17 protein-coding genes are annotated in these 17,532 nt (G+C 69.0%); 12 read left to right on the top strand and 5 right to left on the bottom strand.

All coding sequences use genetic code 11. The features are described 5' to 3' along the window. Positions 1 to 405 precede the first annotated feature (405 nt). Genes alr through tsaD form a run of 6 tightly spaced genes read left to right on the top strand, consistent with a single transcriptional unit; the run spans position 406 to position 5,404 of the window. Positions 406 to 1,560: an alanine racemase gene (gene alr / locus ACWPXK_RS01305; protein WP_454195391.1), complete on the top strand. Its 1,155-nt coding sequence runs from the start codon at positions 406 to 408 to the stop codon at positions 1,558 to 1,560. Further along, complete coding sequence (locus ACWPXK_RS01300) at positions 1,557 to 2,645, top strand: alpha/beta fold hydrolase (RefSeq protein WP_454194182.1); 1,089 nt, start codon at positions 1,557 to 1,559, stop codon at positions 2,643 to 2,645. Before alr ends, ACWPXK_RS01300 begins: the two co-directional genes overlap by 4 nt. Beyond that, a complete protein-coding gene (gene tsaE / locus ACWPXK_RS01295) occupies positions 2,620 to 3,090 on the top strand; it encodes a tRNA (adenosine(37)-N6)-threonylcarbamoyltransferase complex ATPase subunit type 1 TsaE (protein ID WP_454194181.1) in 471 nt (156 codons plus the stop codon). Before ACWPXK_RS01300 ends, tsaE begins: the two co-directional genes overlap by 26 nt. Before the next feature lie 54 nt (positions 3,091 to 3,144). Then, entirely contained in the window at positions 3,145 to 3,837 is a 693-nt protein-coding gene (tsaB, locus tag ACWPXK_RS01290; RefSeq protein WP_454194180.1) for a tRNA (adenosine(37)-N6)-threonylcarbamoyltransferase complex dimerization subunit type 1 TsaB, read from the top strand. Between the two features lie 2 nt (positions 3,838 to 3,839). Continuing rightward, positions 3,840 to 4,346 carry a ribosomal protein S18-alanine N-acetyltransferase gene (gene rimI, locus ACWPXK_RS01285; RefSeq protein ID WP_454194179.1) on the top strand — a complete coding sequence of 169 codons (507 nt, stop codon included), beginning with the start codon at positions 3,840 to 3,842 and terminating at the stop codon, positions 4,344 to 4,346. Beyond that, complete coding sequence (tsaD, locus tag ACWPXK_RS01280) at positions 4,343 to 5,404, top strand: tRNA (adenosine(37)-N6)-threonylcarbamoyltransferase complex transferase subunit TsaD (RefSeq protein WP_454194178.1); 1,062 nt, start codon at positions 4,343 to 4,345, stop codon at positions 5,402 to 5,404. The genes rimI and tsaD overlap by 4 nt, the downstream gene beginning before the upstream one ends. A 173-nt stretch (positions 5,405 to 5,577) precedes the next feature. On the opposite strand, the gene ACWPXK_RS01275 is transcribed toward tsaD, so the two are convergent. Continuing rightward, positions 5,578 to 7,104: an Hsp70 family protein gene (locus ACWPXK_RS01275; RefSeq protein WP_454194177.1), complete on the bottom strand. Its 1,527-nt coding sequence runs from the start codon at positions 7,102 to 7,104 to the stop codon at positions 5,578 to 5,580. A gap of 585 nt (positions 7,105 to 7,689) precedes the next feature. Here ACWPXK_RS01275 and groES point away from each other — a divergent pair. Both groES and groL read left to right on the top strand, forming a co-directional pair. Further along, positions 7,690 to 7,989, top strand: coding sequence for a co-chaperone GroES (gene groES / locus ACWPXK_RS01270; protein ID WP_014981824.1), 300 nt, complete (start codon positions 7,690 to 7,692; stop codon positions 7,987 to 7,989). Between the two features lie 142 nt (positions 7,990 to 8,131). Then, a complete protein-coding gene (gene groL / locus ACWPXK_RS01265; RefSeq protein WP_454194176.1) occupies positions 8,132 to 9,742 on the top strand; it encodes a chaperonin GroEL in 1,611 nt (536 codons plus the stop codon). A 219-nt stretch (positions 9,743 to 9,961) separates the two neighbouring features. Here groL and ACWPXK_RS01260 read toward each other — a convergent pair whose 3' ends face one another. The 3 genes from ACWPXK_RS01260 to ACWPXK_RS01250 all read right to left on the bottom strand — a co-directional run bounded on the left by ACWPXK_RS01260 (position 9,962) and on the right by ACWPXK_RS01250 (position 11,604). Further along, on the bottom strand, positions 9,962 to 10,213 hold the full coding sequence (locus ACWPXK_RS01260; RefSeq protein WP_454194175.1) for an RskA family anti-sigma factor: 252 nt from the start codon (positions 10,211 to 10,213) through the stop codon (positions 9,962 to 9,964). Position 10,214: 1 nt separating this feature from the next. Beyond that, on the bottom strand, positions 10,215 to 10,790 hold the full coding sequence (locus tag ACWPXK_RS01255; protein ID WP_364325053.1) for a sigma-70 family RNA polymerase sigma factor: 576 nt from the start codon (positions 10,788 to 10,790) through the stop codon (positions 10,215 to 10,217). Positions 10,791 to 11,310: 520 nt separating this feature from the next. Then, positions 11,311 to 11,604, bottom strand: a complete 294-nt coding sequence (locus ACWPXK_RS01250) for a WhiB family transcriptional regulator (protein WP_039796164.1) — start codon at positions 11,602 to 11,604, stop codon at positions 11,311 to 11,313. A 627-nt stretch (positions 11,605 to 12,231) separates the two neighbouring features. On the opposite strand from ACWPXK_RS01250, the gene ACWPXK_RS01245 reads away from it, so the two are divergent. The 3 genes from ACWPXK_RS01245 (at position 12,232) to ACWPXK_RS01235 (ending at position 14,952) form a co-directional block, all read left to right on the top strand. Beyond that, positions 12,232 to 13,104, top strand: coding sequence for a hypothetical protein (locus ACWPXK_RS01245; RefSeq protein ID WP_454194174.1), 873 nt, complete (start codon positions 12,232 to 12,234; stop codon positions 13,102 to 13,104). 140 nt (positions 13,105 to 13,244) lie between these two features. Continuing rightward, entirely contained in the window at positions 13,245 to 13,823 is a 579-nt protein-coding gene (locus tag ACWPXK_RS01240) for a sigma-70 family RNA polymerase sigma factor (RefSeq protein ID WP_195128916.1), read from the top strand. Further along, positions 13,816 to 14,952 carry an anti-sigma-D factor RsdA gene (locus ACWPXK_RS01235; protein WP_454194173.1) on the top strand — a complete coding sequence of 379 codons (1,137 nt, stop codon included), beginning with the start codon at positions 13,816 to 13,818 and terminating at the stop codon, positions 14,950 to 14,952. The genes ACWPXK_RS01240 and ACWPXK_RS01235 overlap by 8 nt, the downstream gene beginning before the upstream one ends. Positions 14,953 to 15,148: 196 nt before the next feature. Here the strand turns inward: ACWPXK_RS01235 and ACWPXK_RS01230 are convergent, their stop codons facing one another. Continuing rightward, positions 15,149 to 15,562: a DUF5319 domain-containing protein gene (locus ACWPXK_RS01230; protein ID WP_011207424.1), complete on the bottom strand. Its 414-nt coding sequence runs from the start codon at positions 15,560 to 15,562 to the stop codon at positions 15,149 to 15,151. Between the two features lie 227 nt (positions 15,563 to 15,789). Between ACWPXK_RS01230 and guaB the strand changes: the two genes are divergently transcribed. After that, the gene (gene guaB / locus ACWPXK_RS01225; RefSeq protein WP_454194172.1) at positions 15,790 to 17,334 is read left to right on the top strand and encodes an IMP dehydrogenase; all 1,545 of its coding nucleotides are present in this window, start codon (positions 15,790 to 15,792) and stop codon (positions 17,332 to 17,334) included. Positions 17,335 to 17,532: the final 198 nt, after the last annotated feature.

Raw genomic sequence — 17,532 nt, 5'->3', positions numbered from 1 at the left:
AGCACCAGCACGCACTGAATCGTCAGGGGGCTTGCGTTGCCGAAGTCGGTAGGCCGACAAATGGGAGCCGTGTCACAGTCGGCCGGAGTTCGGTGAGCGATTAGCACTGCCGACCCGACGCGGCCCACCCCGCGAATGCCCACTGCACAACCTCATCGGCGCACCGCGAAGGCACGTGCGTACCGGTGCGCCGGGTGCCGCGTTTCTCGCACTGTCGGAATCCGCGCCCGGTCACACAGGTCGATCGGCGCCTCAACCGGCTGCGACCGGCAGCCCACACGCAAATAGACTCGACGGGGATCAACGCAACAACTGATTTCTCGAGCACATGGGTAGCTGTCGGGTACGCCCAGAGCTCGAGCGGCACCGGACGCAGGACCTGAGCGCGAATCCTGCGCCACCCGACTGGTACGGCCTGAACGCGGAGAGGCGGATAGCACTGCCGTGAGTACGCAAGTGGAAACGGTCATCGATCTGGACGCGATCGCCCACAACGTGCGGATCCTGCGGGAACACGCAGGGGACGCCGGGGTGATGGCGGTGGTGAAGGCCGACGGCTACAACCACGGCGCGGTCGAGGTGGCCAGGGTGGCGCTGGCGGCGGGGGCGGCAGAGCTGGGTGTCACGACGGCGGCCGAGGCGGTGCAGCTGCGCGCGGCCGGGATCACCGCGCCCATCCTGTGCTGGCTCAACAACGCGGACGCGGACTTCGCGGCCGCGGTAGCCGCCGATGTCGAAATCGGGGTTTCCTCGCCGGCTCATCTGCGGGCGGTCGAGGCCGCGGCCCGCAAGACCGGGCGTACCGCGACGGTCAGCGTGAAGGTGGACACCGGCCTCAACCGCAACGGCGTATTGCCGGTGGAATACCCGCAGGTCCTGACGCCGCTGCGCGCTCTGGTCGACGAGCGGGTGGTGCGGTTCCGCGCGATCTTCTCGCATCTGGCGCACGCCGACGAACCGGAACACCCCAACAACGACGTGCAACGAGCCCGGTTCCTGGAAGCGATCGCCGCGGCCAAGGAGCACGGCCTCGAACCCGAGCTGGCGCACATCGCCAACTCGGCCGCCACCTTGACCCGCCCCGATCTGGCCTTCGACCTGGTCCGCCCCGGCATTGCCATGTACGGCCTCTCCCCGATACCCGATGACGACTTCGGCCTGCGTCCGGCGATGACGTTCCAGGCGAGGGTCGCGCTGGTCAAGCAGGTTGCGGCGGGGGAGGGCGTCTCATACGGACACCAGTGGATCGCACCGCACGACACCACCGTCGCGCTGATCCCCGCGGGTTACGCCGACGGCGTGTTCCGTATTTTGAGTGGACGGTTCGACGTCTGGCTGGGCGGCGCTCGGCGCCGGAACGTCGGCCGGGTGTGCATGGACCAGTTCGTCGTGGATCTCGGCGACAACGCCGCGGGCGTCCAGGAAGGCGACACCGCGATCCTGTTCGGAACACAACCGCACGCCCAGGAATGGGCGGACCTACTCGGCACCATTCACTACGAAGTGGTGTGCTCGCCGCGCGGCCGGGTGACCCGGCGTTACGTCGGCGGCGCTCGATGAGCCGGTTCCGGGTGACCCCGCTGCGCGGCGGGCTGGCCACCGTCGGCGTGGTCGGCGCGCTGGCAGGAGCGCACGCTCTGCGTCGTGCCGGGGCGCGTGTGCTGTGGCCCGCACGGGGTGACGACTACCGCGACGAGAATTTCGCGCTGATCGATGCGGACCGCGCGGGCACGGTGCTCGCCGACGATGGCGTACCCCTGGCCACCCGGACCTGCGGCCCCGACGACGCGCCCGTCACGGTGATCTTCCTGCACGGCTTCTGCAACAGCATGCAGTCCTTCCACTTCCAGCGCCGCGACTTGGAAAAGCTTTGGGGCGCACAGGTCCGCATGGTGTTCTTCGATCTGCGCGGGCACGGCAGCTCCGGTACGCCGAGCACCGCGAGCTGCACCGTCGCCCAGCTCGGCCGCGATCTCGCCGCCGTGCTGACGGCCACCACGCCGACCGGACCGGTGGTGCTGGTCGGGCATTCGCTGGGCGGAATGGCGATCCTGGCCGCGGCCGCACGCTTCCCGGAGCTGTTCGCGGACAGGGTGATCGGCATCGCGCTGCTCTCGACCACCGCCGCGGAGGTCACCACGACGGGCATCGGCCAGCTGCTGCGCAACCCCGCGATCGACGGGTTCCGGCTGGCCGTGCACGCCTCGCCCGCGCTGGTGCAGGCGGGCCGCGTCACCGCGCGCCACGTGATCACGCCGATCCTGCACGTCAGCTCGTTCCACGGCCCGGTGAGCCCGACCCTGTCGCGCTTCACGACGCTGATGATCGATCGGACGCCGGTGGAAACCATCGTGAAGTTCCTCCACGCCATCGAACTGCACGACGAGTCGGCGGCGTTGCCCGCCCTGGCGACAACACCGGCATTGGTGCTCGGCGGCGGCCACGATCAGGTGATCCCGTTCCGCAATTCCCGTGCGCTGGCCGAAGCATTGCCGGGCAGCGAGCTGATCCGGCTGGAGGGTGCCGCGCACATGCCGCAGATGCAGTACCCGGACATCGTCAATGCCGCTCTTGACCGGTTGCTGGTGCGCGCGGGCGCCATCGAACCGCTGCTGGGCGATGCCTCGGAGGTGGCCGGTGGCTGATCCGCGGCAACGGGTGCTGCCCACCGTCGCCGACACCGAAGCCCTCGGCCGCGAACTGGCCGCCGACCTGCACGCCGGTGACCTGGTGGTGCTGGACGGCCCGCTCGGGGCGGGCAAGACCGCGCTGACCCGCGGCATCGCCGAAGGGCTCGGCGTGCGGGGCCGGGTCAGCTCGCCGACGTTCATCATCGCCCGTCAGCACCCGGCCGGGCACCGTGCGGGCGCGCCGGCGGTGCCGATGGTGCACGTGGACGCCTATCGGCTCGGCGGCGACCTGGACGAGCTCGACGCCCTGGACCTGGACACCGATCTGCATCAGGCGGTGGTCGTGGTGGAGTGGGGGCGCGGCGTGGTGGAGCACCTCACCGAGCGCCACTTGCGCGTGCTGTTGTCGCGCGAGCCGGATTCGGATGTGCGCACCGCGATCTGGGAATGGGTGGGTTAGCTACCAGGTAGCTCGCATCGGTGGCGCCTACCACCCGGTATCGTTAGGCCAATCATGCTTGTACTCGCCGTCGACACCGCGACACCCGCCGTTACAGCGGGACTGGTGGACCTGGATCAGGGCGCCGACGCGGCCGGCCCCGTCCAGGCGCGCACCATCGCCTCCCGGGTGCGGGTCGACCCCCGTGCCCACGCCGAGGTGCTCACCCCGCAGATTCTCGAATGCCTCACCGAGGCAGGCCGTTCCAGGACCGATATCGCCGCGATCGTGGTCGGCGTCGGTCCCGGACCGTTCACCGGTCTGCGCGTGGGCATGGCGACGGCGGCCGCGTTCGGTGACGCGCTGGGTATCCCGGTGTACGGCGTGTGCAGCCTCGACGCGATCGCGGCGGACGCCGCGGTGGAACTTCCGCCGACCGGCGAGCTGCTCGTGGTGACCGACGCGCGCCGGCGGGAGGTGTATTGGGCGCGATACCGAGAAGGCGCGCGTGTCGAGGGACCCGAGGTATGCAAGCCGGGCGAACTGGACGCGGGACCGGCCACGGCCATCGCCGGATCCGCTTCGCACGTCGACTTCTTCGATCTTCCCGTGCTCCCGGCCGAGACACCCTCGCCCGCCGGATTGGTACGCGTCGCGGCGGCCGAGTTGCTCGCCCGTACCGTGCCGGAGCCGCTGGTACCGCTGTACCTGCGCAGGCCGGATGCCGTCGAGAACGCCTATCGCAAGCTCGACCGGACGGGGGCGTGACGGTGGCTGTCCGAATCGAACCGATGGTGCCCGCCGATATCGCGCGCTGCGTCGAACTCGAGCAATTGCTGTTCCCGGAAGACGACCCGTGGGCCGCGGTGGCGTTCCAGTCCGAGCTGGCCGGTGCGCACAACCGCTACATCACCGCGCGCGACGACGACGGGCGAATGGTCGGTTACGCGGGCATCGCCCTGCTGGGTGATGCCGAACACCCCGAGGCCGAGGTGCACACCATCGGCGTCGACCCGGGCTGCCATCGCGCGGGCATCGGCACGCTGCTGCTGGAGGCATTGCTCGCCGAGGCGGGCAGGCGCGGTGGACCGGTGTTCCTGGAGGTCCGCACCGACAACGCGCCCGCGATCGCGCTCTACGCCAAGCACGGCTTCCACATCATCGGATTGCGCAAGAACTACTACCACCCCAGCGGCGCCGACGCGTACACGATGCGCCGCCCCGCGCTGACCGGCGCGGAGCGGGCGTGGCGCACACCGGACGAGGTGCTCTCGTGATCATCATGGGAATCGAAAGTTCCTGCGACGAAACCGGCGTCGGCATCGTCCGCAGGAATGCCGACGGCACCTGCGAACTGCTCGCCGACGAGGTCGCCTCCAGCGTCGACCAGCACGCGCGCTTCGGCGGCGTCGTCCCCGAAATCGCCTCGCGCGCACACCTGGAGGCGATCGTGCCCGCGATGCGCCGCGCGCTGTCCGCCGCGGGCATCGCGAAGCCGGACGCGCTGGCGGTGACCATCGGACCGGGCTTGGCCGGTGCGCTGCTGGTCGGTGTCGCGGCGGCGAAAGCGTATGCGGCGGCGTGGGATGTGCCGTTCTACGCACTCAACCATCTCGGCGGGCACGTCGCGGTGGACACCTTGGAGCACGGGCCGATGCCGCCGTGCGTCGCGCTGCTGGTCTCCGGCGGGCACACCCATCTGCTGCACGTCACGGATCTGGCCGAGCCGATCGTCGAGCTGGGCAGCACGGTCGACGACGCGGCGGGGGAGGCGTTCGACAAGGTGGCGCGCCTGCTCGGATTGGGCTTTCCCGGTGGTCCCGCACTGGATGCCGCCGCGGCGACCGGTGATCCGCACGCCATCACGTTCCCCCGCGGCATGACCGGAGCGCGTGACCCGCGTTACGACTTCTCCTTCTCCGGCCTCAAGACCGCGGTGGCCCGGTACGTAGAGGCGGCGCAGCGCGATGGCATCGCCGCCGACGATCTGCCCATCCCCGATATCGCGGCGTCGTTCCAGGAGTCGGTCGCGGACGTGCTCACCATGAAGGCGGTGCGCGCGGCCGAGGACGTCGGCGTCGGCACGCTGGTGCTCGGCGGCGGCGCGACGGCCAACTCACGGATCCGTTCGATGGCCGAGGAGCGTTGCGCCGCCGCAGGTTTGACCCTGCGGGTGCCCAAGCCCCGGTTGTGCACGGACAACGGAGTGATGATCGCGGCGCTCGGCGCACACGTGATCGCGGGCGGCGCTGCACCATCGCCGCTGACCGTCGCCACCGATCCGGGCCTGCCGGTGTCGGTCAGCCTCGTCTCCCCCGCCTCTCCGGGCCTTTAGGCCGTACCAGTCGGGGGCGCGGTATTTCCGTTCAGGTCTTGCGTTGGGTGCCGCTCAGGTTTTGGGCGTACCCGATGAGGTACCCATGTGCTTTCGATATCAGTAGTTGCGTTGGCTTCGCAGGGTGTTGGACCGGCTCGGCCGCCGATGCGCTCGGCTTTCGGGTGGCCAAGTCAGTTCGACATGAGCAGTCCGGGATCCGCCGCCGACCCGGAGTTCGTTCGTAGCGGGAGCGGCAGACTCGACCGCGCGGGTGCCTGGGTCGGTGTGGAACTCCGACCGTCCGCGGCGCCGAATGTCCGGTCCTCAGCTTCGCTCGGCTCGGCATTGGACGAAGCGCCCAGTGGCACAGTCCGATTGCCGTACATCGGGCCGAGCAGTTCCGGGAACGGGATCGGCGGGAGGTTCGGGTCGGGGCGCAGCGTGGGCTGGGTCGGCGTGGTCGACGGGACTCCGGTGCCGCCTGCCTCTCCGGTGGTGGTCGGCGCGATGCTTGTGGTGGGCCGGACGGTGCTGTCCTGGTCGCGGCCATTGGCGGTGCCTGCCGGGGTCGGCGGCGGGACGGGCACCGGCGTCGGCAGGTGGGAGGCAGTGCTCGTGGTCCCCGCGGGGGAGACCTCGTCGTCCGAGGTGGGTGCGAACGTCTTCACGCCGTAGCCGACGATCAGGCCGACGACCACGATCGCGCCGGCCAGGGTGCCGAACACCTTGGTGAACGTTCCGGCGGGCGCGTCGCCGCCGAGCGCGCCCACCGGGAACACCGACGGCTGCACCGAATCCGCGACCAGCGCGGCGCCTTTCGCGGTCACCGCTTCCGGGTCGGGCACGGTGAACACCGGCACGTCCAGGGCGGCGGTCAACCTGTCGAGCACCGCGGGAATGTTCGCGCCGCCGCCGATCACCGCGACCGCCTCCGGTGGCCGCGGCGCGCGAGTGAAGGCGGCGGCGACGAACACCGTCAGGTCGCGCAGCAGGTCGGCGATCAACTCTTCGAAGTCGGCCCTGGTCAGCTTCAGCGGCCGACCCGCGACATGGTCGATGGTGACCGCGGGCGCGACGGATAGGTGCTCCTTGGCCGCGCGGCCCCGGTTGGTCAGCATGCCGCGGTTCGGGCGAGTGCCGCGCCGGGCGAAGTGCAGGTCCACCAGATGGTGGTAGATCAGGTCGTCGATGACCTTGCCGCTGACGGCCGCGGTGCGATCGGAGCGGAGCAGGGAGTCGTCGGTGAGGTCGGCGATGGTGACGGTGAGCCCGGCCGCGCCCAGATCCACGATGGCCACCGTGTCGTACCGGTCGAGCAGACCCGTGTACCGCAGATAGGTCAACGCGGCGGTGCCCTCCGGGATCAGCCGCAGATCACGCTGTTTCCCGGTGGCCGAGCGGATGATCTGCGCCTGCTCCTTGGTGCGGTAGGCGACCGCGACACTCGTGGGCGGGCGCCTGGTCACGGACTCGAAATCGCGTGGCGCACCGGCGAAGCGCCCACCGACCGGCGGGACGACGTCGCGCGGCGGTTGAGTGGTCGGCAGCTGGGTGGTCATCAGTTCGATCGAGGACGCCACCAGGTCGCCGAGATCGGAATGGGCCGCGTCGGCGGAGACGACGCGGTAGTCGAAGCTCTGCGCGCCATTGGACGCGGTGGCGACCAGCGCGGAGCACACGACCTCGGTCCCGGCCGAGATGCCGAGGGACGTTCGCATGTTCACCTCCCTTCGAGCGGATGGTCGTGGTGTGGCCGACCATCTCGAATGAACTGCCGGACCGCCGTGTGGATGACGTGCGACCCGGACCGGGAATCGAACCGGCCCTCGTCCGGGTGAGGTCGCGGGGACCGGCCATGGATCACGTTGGGTTGCTCTCTGATGACGCTGGTGGTGCAACGATGGTGCTGCGACGCCGCATGTTTCGGCGCCGCCGTGGTACCCCTGCATAGCCTCGGCGTCGCCGCTTGGTGACGAACGACAAGGCCGGACAGCGACCGTCGTCCATAGTGTCACAATCCGTTATCCGAACGTTACTGTTTTCCCGAACTAATCGCCAAGCCCAGAGCGTCATGGGCGCGCCGTGCAAAGTTGGCACCGCCCAGCCTTGAGCGCTGGCACTCTCATGTATAGAGTGCTAGTCGGCACTGTGTGTAGTGCTTGTGCCAGCAGCTTGACTACTGAGCAGGGGTCCCGGCACCCGCGACGACGGGGCTATGCCCAGGGTCAGCACCGTGACCGAACCGATGAGTCCGGGACAACAGTTCCGGGCGACCGACATCCCCTGAAAGTGGAGGGCTCAACGTGGCGAGCGTGAACATCAAGCCGCTCGAGGACAAGATCCTCGTCCAGGCCAACGAGGCCGAGACGACGACGGCCTCCGGCCTGGTCATCCCCGACACGGCGAAGGAGAAGCCGCAGGAGGGCACCGTCATCGCCGTCGGCGAGGGACGTGTCACCGACAAGGGCGACCGCATCCCGGTCGACGTCAAGGAGGGTGACACCGTCATCTACAGCAAGTACGGCGGCACCGAGATCAAGTACCAGGGCGAGGAGTACCTCATCCTGTCGGCGCGCGACGTGCTGGCCGTCGTCACCAAGTAGCCGATCAGGCACGCATGCGTTCCGCCCCGGTGTCTTTCGTGACCCGGGGCGGAGTGCGTTGGCCGGCGCCTTCGGCGTATTGCCTGGCGTGGCTTCGGTAAACCACCCGGAGCGCCGCGAACCCGATACAGGAGCAAAACATATGGCAAAGCAGATCGAGTTCGACGAGAAGGCTCGTCGGGCTCTGGAACGCGGTGTCGACAAGCTCGCCGACGCGGTGAAGGTCACCCTCGGCCCGCGCGGGCGTCACGTCGTACTCGCGAAGGCCTTCGGCGGCCCGACCGTGACCAACGACGGCGTCACCATCGCGCGCGAGATCGAACTGGAGGACCCGTTCGAGAACCTCGGCGCGCAGCTGGTCAAGAGCGTCGCCACCAAAACCAACGACGTCGCGGGCGACGGCACGACCACCGCCACCGTGCTGGCCCAGGCGCTGGTGCGCGCCGGGCTGAAGAACATTGCGGCCGGCGCGAATCCGATCGCGCTCGGCTCTGGCATCGCCAAGGCCGCCGACGCGGTCTCCGAGGCGCTGCTCGCGCTGGCCACCCCGGTCTCCGGGGAGCAGGCCATCGCGCAGGTCGCGACGGTCTCCTCGCGCGACGAGGAGATCGGCGAGATGGTCGGCAAGGCGCTGACCACGGTCGGCAAGGACGGCGTTGTCACCGTCGAGGAGTCCTCCACGCTGCAGACCGAACTCGTCGTCACCGAGGGCGTGCAGTTCGACAAGGGCTACCTCTCGCCGTACTTCGTCACCGATGCCGACAGCCAGCAGGCCGTCCTCGAGGACGCGTTCATCCTGCTGAACCGCGAGAAGATCAGCTCGCTGCCGGACTTCCTGCCGCTGCTGGAGAAGATCGCCGAGAGCGGCAAGCCGGTACTGATCATCGCCGAGGACGTCGAGGGCGAGGCGCTGTCCACCCTGGTGGTCAACGCGATTCGCAAGACGATCAAGGCGGTCGCGGTGAAGGCGCCGTTCTTCGGTGATCGCCGCAAGGCGTTCCTCGACGACTTGGCCGTGGTCACCGGTGGCACCGTGGTGAACCCCGACCTGGGCATCTCCCTGCGCGAGGCGGGCATCGAGGTGCTCGGCAAGGCGCGTCGCGTCGTCGTCACCAAGGACGACACCACCATCATCGACGGCGCCGGTTCCGCGGCGGACATCGAGGCCCGCGTCACGCAGCTGCGCCGCGAGATCGAGGCCACCGATTCCGACTGGGACCGCGAGAAGCTCGAGGAGCGGCTGGCCAAGCTGGCCGGTGGCGTCGCGGTGATCAAGGTCGGCGCGGCCACCGAGACCGCGCTCAAGGAGCGCAAGTACCGCGTCGAGGACGCGGTGAGCGCCGCAAAGGCCGCCGTCGAAGAGGGCATCGTGCCCGGTGGCGGCACCGCGCTGGTGCAGGCGAGTGCCAAGCTGGCCGAGCTGCGCGATTCGTTGTCCGGTGACGAGGCCGTCGGCGTCGAGGTGGTGCGCACCGCGCTGCGGGCGCCGCTGTACTGGATCGCCACCAACGCGGGCGTGGACGGCGCCGTGGTGGTCAGCAAGGTGGCCGAGGGCAAGGAGGGCTTCAACGCCGCCACCCTCAGCTACGGCGACCTGCTCACCGACGGTGTCGTCGACCCGGTGAAGGTGACCCGCTCGGCCGTCGTGAACGCGGCGTCGGTCGCGCGCATGGTGCTCACCACCGAGAGCGCCGTGGTCGAGAAGCCTGCCGAGGAGCAGCACAACCACGGCCACCACGGCCACGCGCACTGAGCAGGCACTGCTCGAACATCCAGACGGCAAGGCCCCCGACCCACGCGGTTCGGGGGCCTTGCCCGTGCACACGACGACCTGACGTCGGCGACTGCTGGCGGTACCGGGGTATTCCGAAGCTCGACACGCGGTCTGGCGCGGAACCGGAGGTCGATCCTGGGCGGTCCGACCGCTACGGGTCGGCGCGCGCGGAGCGGGAAGCCTTGGCGGCGGCCGGTTTCAGCTGGCGACCGGTGGCTGCTGCGCGGTGATGGCCGCGAGTAAGCGATGACGCAGCGACGGCGGCGGGGTGGTCGCCGCGGCTGTGGCGAGAGCGGAAAGAGCTTCTCTGGTATCTCTCACGTGCTGGGCGAACGCCGCGCGTAGCACGGGGTCCTCGCTGTCGAGCAGTTCCTGTACTTCGTGATGGTCTTCGTCGTCGATCGATCCGAGCGCGACGGCGTGCGCGAGATCGATCTGGCGTTGGTTCATCTCACGTCACCCCCAAACTTCTTTTCAGTCGTGTCAATCCGTCCCGAATCCGGGACTTCACCGTAGGTAAGCCTACGTCGAGGTAGGTGGCCACCTCCGCATAGGTTCGCCCGCCGTAGTAGGCGAGCGAGATGGCTTCCCGCTGGGTCTCCGTCAGGGTGGCGAGACCGGCCAGGACGGCCTGTTGCTCGAACCTGCGCTCGACCTCTTCGGTGACCTCGTCGAATTCGTTGCCCAGAACCCGAATCCCATAGGCGACTTCGCGTTGGGTATGGGCCTGCTCGGCGCGGACCCGGTCGACGGCGCGCCGGTGCGCGAGCGTCATCAACCACGTGACCGCCGAGCCCTTCGCCGGGTCGAAACTCGCTGCCATCCGCCAGATCTGCAGATAGACCTCCTGCGTGGTCTCCTCCGCGTATCCCGGATCATGCAGCACCCGCAACACCAGACCGAAGACGCGCGCACACGTCCGGTCGTACAGCTCGGCGAATGCGTCCTGGTCGGCGTGGCCGCATCGATGCAAAAGGGCGGCGAGCTCGATACTTTCGGCTGCGCGTGCCGTAACCGCAGAATCCACCGTGGTGGGTGGGAAGGCTTCTCTTCGGAACGAGTCGCCCTCTGCGGCTGGCGGCCGCGTTGTCACAACGCTCCATTCTGTGTCATCGGTCACTACCGTAGCGCGTCGCTATGACCTCCCTTCCGGTGGGGTACCCGCAAACTGACGGTAGGCCAGCGGCTTCGCGAAAAACTGCGACACGCCGGACATCTTCTCGGAAGGAACACGCCGTGACCCCGCTGTGGCCGATCGGCGGCACTCCCGGGGCCCTTCGTGGTTACGCAAGGTCCCGCCCGCAGGCCCGTCGTTCGCGCCCGCTGAGCGTGCCCGCGGCACGCCGGACCGACAGCCGCACGGCCCTTGACCGTGCGCCGCGGCGGCCGGCCCGATCGATGGTGACCGATCGGAACCCACGCGCCGATCTCCGGCGCTGAACCGATCACCGTGTTGCGCGCGCGGCTCGGCCCGGAGCTTGTTGTAGTGGCCCGTTGTTTGCTAGGCATTCGACGCCCGGCGGCGTCCGGATGGGAGGGGATTCGGCTCAGACAGCCATACGGCGGCGGTTGCGACGCGCGTGCATCTCGCGCTCGGTCTCCGACATGCCGCCCCAGATGCCGTAGGGCTCGCTGACTTTCAGCGCGTGCGCGCGGCACTGCATGAGCACCGGGCAGGTGCGGCAGATCTCCTTGGCGCGCATCTCGCGCGCGGTGCGGGCTCGGCCACGTTCCCCATCGGGATGGAAGAACACCGCGGAATCCTGCCCGCGGCAAGACCCTCGCATCTGCCAATCCCAGACATCGGCGTTGGGTCCCGGAAGGTGGGTCGGCATGGGCATGGTGAACTCCTCGTGGTGCGAGCTCGTCAGCATTGTCGAGCAGTTGTTCTGCAACGGTTGTGGGCCACGGCGCCGTGTCGGCGAAGGTGCCCTGGGGCTCGCCCTTCGCGGTCGCTGCAATTTCGCGCGGCGCCGTCCGTGGCGATGAGCTACGTTAGGTGCAGCCGCGAAATTCCGTCAATAGTTCCACGCAGCAGTTTTCCAAATCTCGCGCTGCCAAATTTAACCTCCGGACTGTTTACTTTTTGCATTGGTTCCGGCGATACTGTTCGGTTGGCCGGTGGCCCGTGGCTCCGTCATGCACTGAACGAAACCGAATTTGCGCAGGTAGAGGCGATTTTGTTGCTCTAGTGGCGCCCCGAGTGCCGATGTCGGCCGTACGGCGGCGATCACCCCTGCCCGCTCGGGCGTTCGCGTCGTGCCGATCGGAGATGGCGGAAACGGGGCGGGCAGGTTAATTACACGAAACACGCATGAATTCCCGGGGCGGGCGCTCGGCGATTGCCGGAGCGAGATTTACCTAATGGCAACATGGTCGCGCGACCGAAATGCCGAGAGGTTGCCAGCGGACTGCTGGCGGTCTTTCCGCTGGACCGTCCCTGGTCCGGCACGGGATAGAGTGCGCCCGTGTTCGCGCCCGCTCCACTCGGAGATCCTCGTCTCGTTGTCCTCGCCGAGGCCGCCTTCGGAGCCGATCCCGGTCGTGCCGCCACCGAGTTGCCGCCCGCATCGGACGCGCTCGGTTGGTGGTATCGCGCGGTGGTTCTCGGTGGCCAGGGACGCTACGCCGCGGCCAGGGTCGAATTGCGCAAAGTATGCAACCACAGCACCGACCCGGTGCTCCTCTCACTGGCGGGAAGCACGGAAGGGTCGTTTCTGCGCCAGCTCGGCTGGCATGAGCGTGCCTCGGCGCTGGACGGACGGGCCGCCGCCCTGATCCTCGCGACCGACGCCGCAACCGAAGCCGTCGCGACCGGGAGCGCTCCCGGCGCCCCCTACCGTCCCAGCCGCGCCGATGCCATCTGCGACGCACTCACCGGACTCGCCGCCGATGCGCTCGGCACCGGACGGCTCGCGCTCGCCGATCGGCTGCTGCGGCGCAGCGCGGCGGCGGCGCGCCTGCACCGGACCAGCTGGCGTCCCGCGGTCCGGCTGCACTGGGTGTCCGCGGAAACAGCTTTGGCGGCAGGCGATTCGGGGTCCGCGGCCGAGCACGCGGCGGCCGCGCTGGAACTGGCGGAGCGCACGCCCTCGGTGCGGCACCAGGTCAAGTCCCGCCTGCTGGTCGCCGCGGCCGCCGCGGCGTGCGACGCGCACGAGCGATCGGTCGCGTTGAGCGAGGAGGTCGTCGGACAGTGCCGCGCGCACGACCTGCTTCCGTTGCGCTGGGCCTGCGCCATGCTTCGTGCCGGACTCGGCGTCGACGGCGCCGCGGCGGAGGCGGACGAGTGCGCCGCGATCGTCGCTCGCCGCGGCGGGGCACTGCGTTCCCCGTGGTAGCTGGTCGATGATCACGGAGAGCACCGTGTTGCCAAGTTCCCGCCAACGGGTCGCTATTGTTAGATCCGTTCCGCCCCTTCGGTGGAAGCACTGGTCGTCACCGGACCGTGCCACTTGTAACGCCAGGAATATCTCTGACGATGACGCACACGGGCGAAGAGTTGGACCTCGCCGTCGCTGCCGCTGCGCAGGGCGACAGATCCGCTTTAGCTCAAGTACTCGGGATGATCCGCCCGCTGGTGGTGCGCTACTGCCGCGCGCGGATCGGAGCCGCGGAGCGTGGGCAGCTCTCCGCGGACGACGTTGCGCAGGAGGTTTGCCTGGCTGTGATGACCGCCTTGCCCAGGTATCAAGACCAGGGCAGGCCCTTCATGGCCTTCGTGTACGGGATCGCTTCGCACAAGGTCGCCGACGCGCATCGCAACGCCGCCCGTAACAAGGCGGAGGCGATGGCCGAAGTACCAGATGTCATATCCACCGACCAGGGACCGGAACAACGAGCTCTCGAGTCCGAGACGAGCAGGCAGATGAACCGTCTGCTCGCGACGCTTCCTGAGAAGCATCGGGAGATCTTGATCCTGCGCTTGGTCATGGGTTTGTCAGCGGAAGAAACCGCAGTCGCCGTGGGCAGTACGGCGGGTGCGATACGGGTCGCCCAACACAGGGCACTCGCGAAACTCAAGTCACAAGTGGCGAGGGCAGGTGAAATGTATGGCTAGGGATGGCGAGCGCGGTCGGGGTGACTGGAAGGCGCGGCTTGGATCGCGGAACAGCGGTCCCTACGCCGAGGCGTCCGGTGACAGCGGCCCGGTCGACATCGCCGCGGTACGCCGCGACGATGCTCTGATCGACGCCATCGCCAGCGATGGTCCGGTGCACACCGACAGCGCCGAGGAGTATCAGCTCGCGACGCTGCTCGCGGATTGGCGGGCGGAGCTGGTCGCCCCGCCGATGCCCGCGGAGCCGGATCTGGATGCGATCGTGGCCGCGGTCAACCAGGAGATCGGCGCGCGGCAGGCTCGCATCGGGGCACACGCCGGTGGGCGGCTACGGCTACTTCGCCCGATCATGGGCACCGCGGCGGCACTGGCCCTGGTCATCGGCGGCATGACGGCGTTCTCGTACAACGCTGAGCCGGGCGATCCGCTGTGGCGGGTCAAGGAGGTCGTGTTCAGTGAACAGGCCCAGACGACCGTGGTGCAGCGGGCCGACAACGACCTGAGTCAGGCGTCGGCGCTGGTCTCGCAGAACCCGGCGCAGGCGAAGGAGCGTCTGGAGCGGGCCAGGGAGACCGCCGAGCAGGTCAGCGATCCGGAGAAGCGCACCGAACTGATGACCGAGTGGCAGCGTTTGCTCGCCGAGCTGCGCAAGTACTCGCCGGAGCTGGCCGACCAGCTCGAGTCGACCGCCCCGAAGACCACCGATCCGCGGGCGACCCAGGGCAACAGTGCGACCACGCGGCCCAATCCGGCGACCGGCGGCACCGGCACGACGATCCTGCAGCCGCCGGTGGAACAGTCCGGCAAGCCGACGCTGTCGCCGGACGTCACCGCGCCGAACGGTGGCGGTGCACCGACCACCGTGCCGCCCGTGACCACCGTGCCGCCTGCGGCGACCACGCCGCCGCAGGTCACCGTGGAACCCACTACGCCGGCCCAGCAGCCGCCGACCGCGCCGACCACGGACGTGAACCCGCCAACCGTCGTGCAACCGACGGCGGACACCGGGGGGCCTCCGACGGCGCCACTGCCTCCCACGCGGGTACAGACCCCGACCAACTACACGCCGCCGACTGTCGTCGTGCCCGACGTCCCCATCAGCCCGGGTAAGTTCACGCCCGGTCGCTGAACCGAAGAACCCTCGAAAAAGACATGAACCGATCGCCATCCGGTGGTCGGTTTTCCGTCTGTTCGACTATCGGCGCGTCGGCCTACCGACGACGCGCCATCCGCCTACCCCGCGATCGTGTGCGTCGAAAATCACAGTGGCAAGCGTCGAGTACGCGAGCTCCAGTGGGCCGCGTTCGTCTGTGGGGAGGGCTGTCTCAGCTGTCGAATCCGTCGAACCCGTCGCCGTGGAAGGCCTCGTTCATCGAGGCGTCCGCGTAGCCACGGCAGTAGTCCCAGGTGACATACGCCTCGGGTGTCGGGTCGTAGGCGGGCTCGTGCGGGCGGACCGTGCCGTCGACCAGCAGCTGCAGCAGATTGGCGCGCAACATGTCCCAGTCGTGGTAGTGGTCCTGCCTGCAGTCTTCGCAGCTGACCACGAGTCCGCGGATACCGCGGTGGGCCAGCAGTGCCTCGTACACCGCGAGGTCGGCGAGATCCTCCTCGACCGCAAGGCGCTCGTGGGGATCCAGCGGTTCGCCGGGCTCGATGGCATCGAGCGCGGCCGACGGGTCGGAGGGGTCTCCGGCGAATGGATCCGGCGGCAAGCCAGGTGGTAGATGGTCGCGCACATCCCCACGGTACGCAGAACAGGCCCATCTGCGCCAGCGATGCGGCCCGCCAGTTTCGGTGGTGGCCTCACTTCGTCGGCGAGTTCACCGGACCGATACCATGGAGCAATGGCTACGGCGGGTCCCGACAGCACCGCCGCCGAACGCCACCGTCCATCCCATCAGCCGTCCCGACGCCGGTTCGTCCGGCGCCGGTCGCTATCGACGTCCAGGAGGGGTCGATCCGAATGAGTAATCCCGTATCGGGCGAACGAATCGTAGTCCGCCCTCCTACGGGTGGCGACGATCCGAACAAGATCGCCATGCTCGGCCTCACGTTCGACGATGTGCTGCTGCTGCCTGCCGCGTCGGATCTGATCCCCAGTTCCGTGGAGACTTCCAGCCTGTTGACCCGGGAGATCCGGCTGCGCACCCCACTGGTCAGCTCGGCCATGGACACGGTGACCGAGGCGCGGATGGCCATCGCGATGGCCCGCGCGGGCGGCATGGGCGTGTTGCACCGCAACCTTTCGGCAGCCGACCAGGCATCCCAGGTGGAGACGGTCAAGCGGTCCGAGGCGGGCATGGTCACCGACCCGGTCACCTGCCGTCCGAGCGACACCCTCGCCGAGGTCGACGCGATGTGCGCCAGGTTCCGCATCTCCGGGCTTCCCGTGGTGGACGAGACCGGTTCGCTTGTGGGCATCATCACCAATCGCGACATGCGTTTCGAGGTGGACCAGAACCGCCGTGTCGCCGATGTGATGACCAAGGCCCCGCTGATCACCGCGCAGGAGGGCGTGACCGCCGAGGCCGCGCTCGGTCTGCTGCGCAGGCACAAGGTGGAGAAGCTCCCGATCGTCGACGGCAACGGACGGCTGCGCGGGCTCATCACGGTCAAGGACTTCGTCAAGACCGATCAGTACCCGAACGCAACCAAGGACCGCGACGGCCGCCTGCTGGTCGGCGCCGCGGTCGGGGTCGGCGAGGACGCGTGGTCGCGCGCCATGACGCTCGCCGACGCGGGCGTCGACGTGCTCGTGGTGGACACCGCGCATGGTCACCAGGCGCAGGTGCTGCAGATGGTGACCAAGGTCAAGACCGAGGTCGGCGACCGGATCCAGGTGGTCGGCGGCAACGTGGCCACCCGGGCGGGCGCGGCGGCCCTGGTCGAGGCGGGCGCGGACGCGGTCAAGGTCGGTGTCGGCCCCGGCTCCATCTGCACCACCCGCGTCGTCGCCGGCGTCGGCGCGCCGCAGATCACCGCGATCCTGGAGGCGGTCGCGGCATGCAAGGCCGCGGGTGTCCCGGTGATCGCCGACGGCGGCATCCAGTTCTCCGGCGATATCGCCAAGGCCATCGCCGCGGGCGCGTCCACCGTGATGCTGGGCTCGTTGCTCGCAGGCACCGCCGAATCGCCGGGCGAACTGATCCTGGTCGGCGGCAAGCAGTTCAAGAGCTACCGCGGCATGGGCTCGCTGGGCGCCATGCAGGGCCGCGGGCAGGCCAAGTCGTTCTCCAAGGACCGTTACTTCCAGGACGACGTGCTCGCCGAGGACAAGCTGGTGCCGGAGGGCATCGAGGGCCGGGTGCCGTTCCGCGGGCCGGTCAACCAGGTCATCCACCAGCTGGTCGGTGGGCTGCGCGCCGCCATGGGCTACACCGGTTCGCAGTCGATCGCGGATCTGCAGGAGGCGCAGTTCGTGCAGATCACCGCGGCGGGTCTCAAGGAGAGCCACCCGCACGACATCACCATGACCGTCGAGGCCCCTAACTACACCGGACGCGGCTAGCCCGCTACGTTCGTGTACAGGACCAACCGGTCCGTGCATGATTGAGCTGCTCGTGGGCTTTGGTAACCGAGCCGGCCGCGCAGCAGCGGTCCGCTCGGCGCACCACCGTGACCACCGGAGGTGCGCGTCCTACGAGCGTCCGTTCGCGGCCCGGCTGCGTCGGAGCGCGGCGAAGCGTACGCGCGAACTCGCCCCGCT

It is taken from the genome of Nocardia sp. Marseille-Q1738 (assembly GCF_965283145.1).
This window is presented reverse-complemented; position numbering and strand designations above follow the sequence as displayed.